The following is a 5,182-nucleotide window of genomic DNA, read 5'->3' as shown; positions in this document are numbered from 1 at the left end:
GGCGAGTCTTTCCTCGGGCGCGGCTTTTAAGACCCGCCGATGGATCCAGCCTCGTTACGGCTGGCGGGGTTCCTGGTGGCGGCGTTCGCCTGCCTGCTTGGTGCAGGGCTGTTTTGGGCCGGCCTCTTGCCGGACCGGTCGGGCCAAGCAGCGGGCGCGCCGCTGTTTGGTCGCGCGGCGGAGATGCAGGACGTTGGCACGCCCGGCCTGCGCAGAGTCTTTCTCGTCCTGCCATTGGTCGTGGTCGCCGCACTGGCCGCCGACCGGTTCGGCCCTTGGCATGAAGGCGGCGACATAGCCAGCGAGCCCGTCGAACCGAAGGCCGACGAACCCAATCCTGGCGAGCCGAAGGCCAACGAACCCAAGGGGCAGGATGTCGCCAGCGCGCCGCCGGCCTCAGAGCCGGCAGCCCCACCGCCTGCACCAGCAGAAGCTGCTTCGCCGCCGGAGGCCGCCGATCCGCCTGCGGCACCGGTCCCACTGACGCCGCCGGCGCTGGTGCAACCGACCCCGCCAACGCTAGTGCCGCCGACCGCGCCCGCGCCTCCGGCGCCGCCGGAGGTCGCGGTCATTCCGCCGCCCATCGTGGCGCCATTGCCGCCGGCTCCGCCGCCGCTACCGACGCAGCCCGAGGGCCACCGCGACTCGGTCGTCTGGCTGGCGGTGGCGCCCGACGGGCACTCGATCATGAGCGCCAGCACCGATCACACGATCAAGCTGTGGGACATCGCCGCCAAGCAGCTGATCCGCACTCTCGGCGTGCACAAGGATATGGCCCGCACGGCGCTGTTCATGCCCGACGGCGTCAGCGCGCTGACGGCCGGCGACGACGGCGAGATCGTGCAGCGCAAACTTTCCGACGGCGCGGTGCTGCATGTCTTCTCCTCGGGCGGCAATGGCGGCGTCAGAAAGCTGGCGATCAGCCCGGACGGCAAACATGCCATCAGCGGGCACGACACGGGCAATGTCATCGTCTGGGATCTCAAGAAGGGCGCTGTGCTGCACGCCATGAGCGGGAACGGCTGGTCGGTCAGCGCCGTCGCCGTCTCGCCCGATGGCAGGCAAGCCCTCAGCGGCAGCATAGACGGCACACTGAAACTTTGGGACATCGAAAGCGGCAAGCAATTACGAAGTTGGCACGGGCATGAGCGAGGCACATATGGCGCCGCGTTCACCGCCGACGGGCATCATCTGGTCACCGGCAGTGGCGATTACACGATCAAGCTCTGGGATCTAGACAGCGGCCGCGAAGCGCGCCGCTTTGAAGGCCACGAAGGCACCGTCTACTCATTGGCGCTGTCGGCCGACGGCCAGCGCCTGGTCTCCGGCTCGCTCGACGGCACGGCGCGGCTGTGGGACATGGACACCGGCAACCAGATCGCGATGTTCGATAGCCGGACCGGCCCGATCTACGCGGTGGCCTTCACCGCCGATGGCACGGTGGTGACCGGCGGCAACGACCGCACCATCAGGGATTGGCCGGCCGCCGGCGGCGACAGCGTCGTGCTGTTTGCCGGCGCGCCGGAGTGAACGGAACCTTGATCGCATTGTCCGCCGTGCTATGAAAAACCATGTCAGCTCCCAGCCTCCCGGACAACGCGCCGCTCATTGTCATCGATCTCCAGACCGGCATGTTCGACGGTGTGCACGAGCCGCCGATCCATGATGCGCGAGATATTGTCGAGCGCACCAAGGCGGTGATCGATTGGGCGCGGCGCGGCGGGCGCAAGGTCGCTTTTATCAGGCATGACGGACCCGATGGCGACCCGTTGGCACCGGATGAGCCGGGCTGGCCGGTTTGGCCCGCGCTCGGCCAGGCGGCGGACGAGCCGACCTTTGCCAAATCGGTGCGCGATGCATTCAGCAATCCCGCCTTCGGCGATTGGGTGGCCGGGCAAGGTGCGGGTGCTGTCGTGCTCTTGGGCGCACAGACCGATTTTTGCGTGGCCGCGACGGTCAAGGGCGCGGTCGCCAGAGGGCTCGGCGTGACCGTGGTGTCCGATGCGCACAGCACGCTGGACAATGCCAGCGAGAGTGCCGAACAGGTCATCACCAGGCACAATGGCGAATTCGCGGAGGCCGGTGTCAATCTGGTGACCACAAAGGCGCTTGTCGGCGGCTGAAGCCCGACCGTCGCCGCAGGCGGCATTATCAGGCAGGCCGGGTTGAGGACTTCGCGAGGGAAGGCAGCGCCAGGCGGCTGCCGTGGTCGACGCGGACGGGGGGGCGCATTGTTGGGATGGCTCGGGCGCCCGCGTCAACCAGGGCGGCTCGTACCGCCGCATTAGCAACATTGCACATCGCAGGTCGCTCGAAACTTCCGCGAAAGCGGAATAGGCCGGAGCAAAAGTGCGGATTCGGCTGAGACTTTCGGCGCGCTTTCCCGGTACGGGGAATCAAAAAGTCTGCTGGTTGTCGGCATGCCCCTCAAGGCGTCCGTCGCTCCTGCACCGGATCGGCGAGGAACGACGCCGCAATCAGGTCGTCGGCATCGATCCGGCCATGACGATCTTCCATGATGGCCGCGACCTTTTGAAAGGTTTTCATTTCGGCATCCGTCACCCGCGCATTGCGCATTCTGGCTTGGAGATCGGCCAGGCGAACGCCCAAAGCAGGGGATCTCACAGCTTTGCTTGTCATCTTCACTCGTCCTGTTTGGAACCTGACATGTGCGACCCGCCGCCATGGCTGGCGGCGGGTTTGGGACCGTTCGAAATTCAGTCGTAGACCTTGACGATCTTGCGGGTGCCCGGATCCACCAGGACTGTGCGGTTGTCGACGACCACGTAGCGGTATTGGACATCGGGGATCTCATGAAGCTCGACCGTTTCCGGCAACGCGCTACCAATATTCAGTTCCACACCGGGAACCTTGACCGAAGCGAGGGGCTGCTTCTTCACATACTCGCGGATGACCGTGTCCTGTTCAGGCTGAATGACGACGTCCTGAGCGGCAACGGCGCCGACTCCGGCCAACATCAATAGCGCCGCAGCGGCGCCCGTTAGGTGCATTTTCATACTGTTTCTCCTTGCGAGTCAGCATGACAAGATCGTCCAACGCTGACGAGCAACTGAACTTGAGCCAAATGAAAATGTTCCTCCGCTGGGGCTTCGGTCGGATGAGAAGTGCGACTTAAGTCCGGTCCGCGAGCGCATTGGTCTTACCGACGGGAACGGCTCTCTGTTCACGACTGTTTGTCTCCCGGATTCGGAGAAACAGATGGACAAAAGTGTTGGCCAAGCGCGCTGGTTGCTCGCACCGATTTTCGCGACGGCCGTCACCTTTCTGGTGATGGGAATAGTCCTTGGCTGACATGTCGTCGATCGGCGCAGCAACGTCCCTTCCTGCGCTGATAGGATTCGCAAGCCGCTTCGGCGGCTGGCGAATCCTCTATCTTCACCACGCGCGGGCCTGCTCATTCGGCAAGCGAGCGCTTCGTTCAGCTTATGCAACGTTGGGAGGTTTACTATGGATCGGCGATCCTTCTTGACAGCAATGTTTGGCATTGCCGGGGCAGCAGCCCTTGCAGGGGCAATTCGCCCGATCGAAGCAGTGGCCGGTGTTCCAGGCGCCGGAAACGGCATTCTCGATGAAATAGAGGCGTCACAAACAGAGGCCTTCGACGACGGTACACATGCGGAGGTGCAGCCGGTCGACCATCGACGCTGGGATCGGGACTGGGATCGGGACCGGGATCGGGACTGGGATCGGGGCTGGCGCCGGCGCCGGCACGGGCGGCGATGGAGACGGGTCTGCCGTAGTTATTGGCGGCATGGTCGCCGTCGCGTCCGGTGCTATCGCAGACGCGGGCCCTCGGTCATCCTTCGGTTTTAGCAGCTAGCCAGCACGTCTTAGCGGCTTGACCAGCGCGATCGGCTCGGCGTCCGCATTTTTCCGGCGGTTGCCGAGCAGAATGCCGTTTGCCGAGGCTGGAGCTCCACATGGCGAGGCGGCGCGAAGGTGAATCCGCACCAGACAGAAGCGAAGACGTCAAGATGACGGTGCACCGACGCATGCCATCCGTTGGCGAGAAATGGCCCGGCAGCCAGGTGCAAAGGGAGGCACGCCGGGCCAGCCGACTTCTGGCGGTCGCCGGCCATCCTTATATTCTATACGTCTAATATTAATGCAAGCGGCGCCAAAAGCCTCCGGTGGACAATACATCGCCCGAAGCCGTCCGCTCCACTGGACGAAGCCTGGAGGACCCGCGCGGCCGCAATCTCGCCATCGCCCGGCAATTGGTTCGGGCTCGTTCAGTTTGCCGCTTTGCTATCGTGTGTCGATCGAGCGGGCGGCGAAGGCAGGGCACGTTGATCCGCAGGCTGCTCGCTGAAGTAGAGCGAACTGCCGAGAACAACGAAGACGATGCCCACCGCCATCAATCCAACCATGAGCACGGCGATCGCCGTGCCTGGACCATGGCCTGTCTTGACGATGATGGATCGGTGGGGCATCGCGCCGTTCTCCGGATATGGCACACCAGGGGTGCCGAACCTTCGCGACAAACGACAAGCGCGGCCCGATGTTCCCTTGGCGGAGCTTCAATCGGTCAGGTCGGGCTTTTGCTTTTTCCTGTAGGACCAAGGTCTTATCTGTTGTGCGCAAAAGTCCAAGGGGCCTTGTTCAGTTCCGATAATGTCCCTTGGATGTTCCGCTATTTTAGGTAAATCTGATATAAAGCCTGGGGGGAAAACTTAGCCAGCCAAGCACATTTTCCCGCGAAACGGGCATGGAAAATGTGGCTTTGGCAAGTTCAACAACAGGCAGTCATGTCTCGGGCGACGAATGGCTCACGTCTCGTCGAATGGGCCCTCGCGGTTCTGATCGCGCGTGATCGCGGCTTCTTCCTCATCATCGGGAAGGGCGTCGTCGCTGTCCTGGTACGCGTTATCGTCGTCCTCGTCGGGCAGATCGCCGTCTTTTTCGATGCCGTAACGCATGTCGCCGTTTTCCGGCACGGACTCTGGCAGGATCTCGCCGCCCTTGATTGCATCCCAATCCTGCTGCTCGATGGTCGGCCCGTCCGCCTGCGGTGCGTCATCTTCGATATCGGCGTCTGGTTTGTTGCGCGGTGCCATGCTGGGCTCCTTTCCTTGAAAACTGGAGGCGAACTCGGGGTGACGGCGTTTGTTCCCGTGCTTGAAGTGCAGGCGTGCTTCTGGATTGCCGACAGCTGGCAGCC

General features: G+C 63.4%; 6 protein-coding genes. 2 read left to right on the top strand and 4 right to left on the bottom strand.

Annotation, left to right across the window (positions count from 1 at the left end):
- Positions 1–39: 39 nt before the first annotated feature.
- Positions 40–1,530 (top strand): WD40 repeat domain-containing protein, encoded by a 1,491-nt coding sequence (locus EN893_RS18040; protein WP_128361679.1) that lies wholly within the window; start codon positions 40–42, stop codon positions 1,528–1,530.
- Positions 1,531–1,571: 41 nt separating this feature from the next.
- A complete protein-coding gene (locus tag EN893_RS18035) occupies positions 1,572–2,123 on the top strand; it encodes an isochorismatase family protein (protein ID WP_127268523.1) in 552 nt (183 codons plus the stop codon).
- A 304-nt stretch (positions 2,124–2,427) separates the two neighbouring features.
- Here the strand turns inward: EN893_RS18035 and EN893_RS18030 are convergent, their stop codons facing one another.
- The 4 genes from EN893_RS18030 to EN893_RS18010 form a co-directional block, all read right to left on the bottom strand.
- Positions 2,428–2,640, bottom strand: coding sequence for a hypothetical protein (locus EN893_RS18030; protein WP_127268529.1), 213 nt, complete (start codon positions 2,638–2,640; stop codon positions 2,428–2,430).
- Between the two features lie 77 nt (positions 2,641–2,717).
- On the bottom strand, positions 2,718–3,017 hold the full coding sequence (locus tag EN893_RS18025) for a DUF1236 domain-containing protein (RefSeq protein ID WP_127268524.1): 300 nt from the start codon (positions 3,015–3,017) through the stop codon (positions 2,718–2,720).
- A gap of 1,236 nt (positions 3,018–4,253) precedes the next feature.
- On the bottom strand, positions 4,254–4,454 hold the full coding sequence (locus tag EN893_RS18015; RefSeq protein ID WP_127268525.1) for a hypothetical protein: 201 nt from the start codon (positions 4,452–4,454) through the stop codon (positions 4,254–4,256).
- 336 nt (positions 4,455–4,790) lie between these two features.
- Positions 4,791–5,182 (bottom strand): hypothetical protein (locus tag EN893_RS18010; protein WP_245490858.1); only part of this gene is annotated, 392 nt, incomplete at its 5' end.

The sequence above is a fragment of the Mesorhizobium sp. M7A.F.Ca.CA.004.04.2.1 genome (genome assembly GCF_004022825.1).
In the GTDB taxonomy this organism is placed as follows: domain Bacteria; phylum Pseudomonadota; class Alphaproteobacteria; order Rhizobiales; family Rhizobiaceae; genus Mesorhizobium.
Note: the sequence above shows the minus strand (reverse complement) of the source record. Positions and strands in the feature narration are given on the sequence as shown.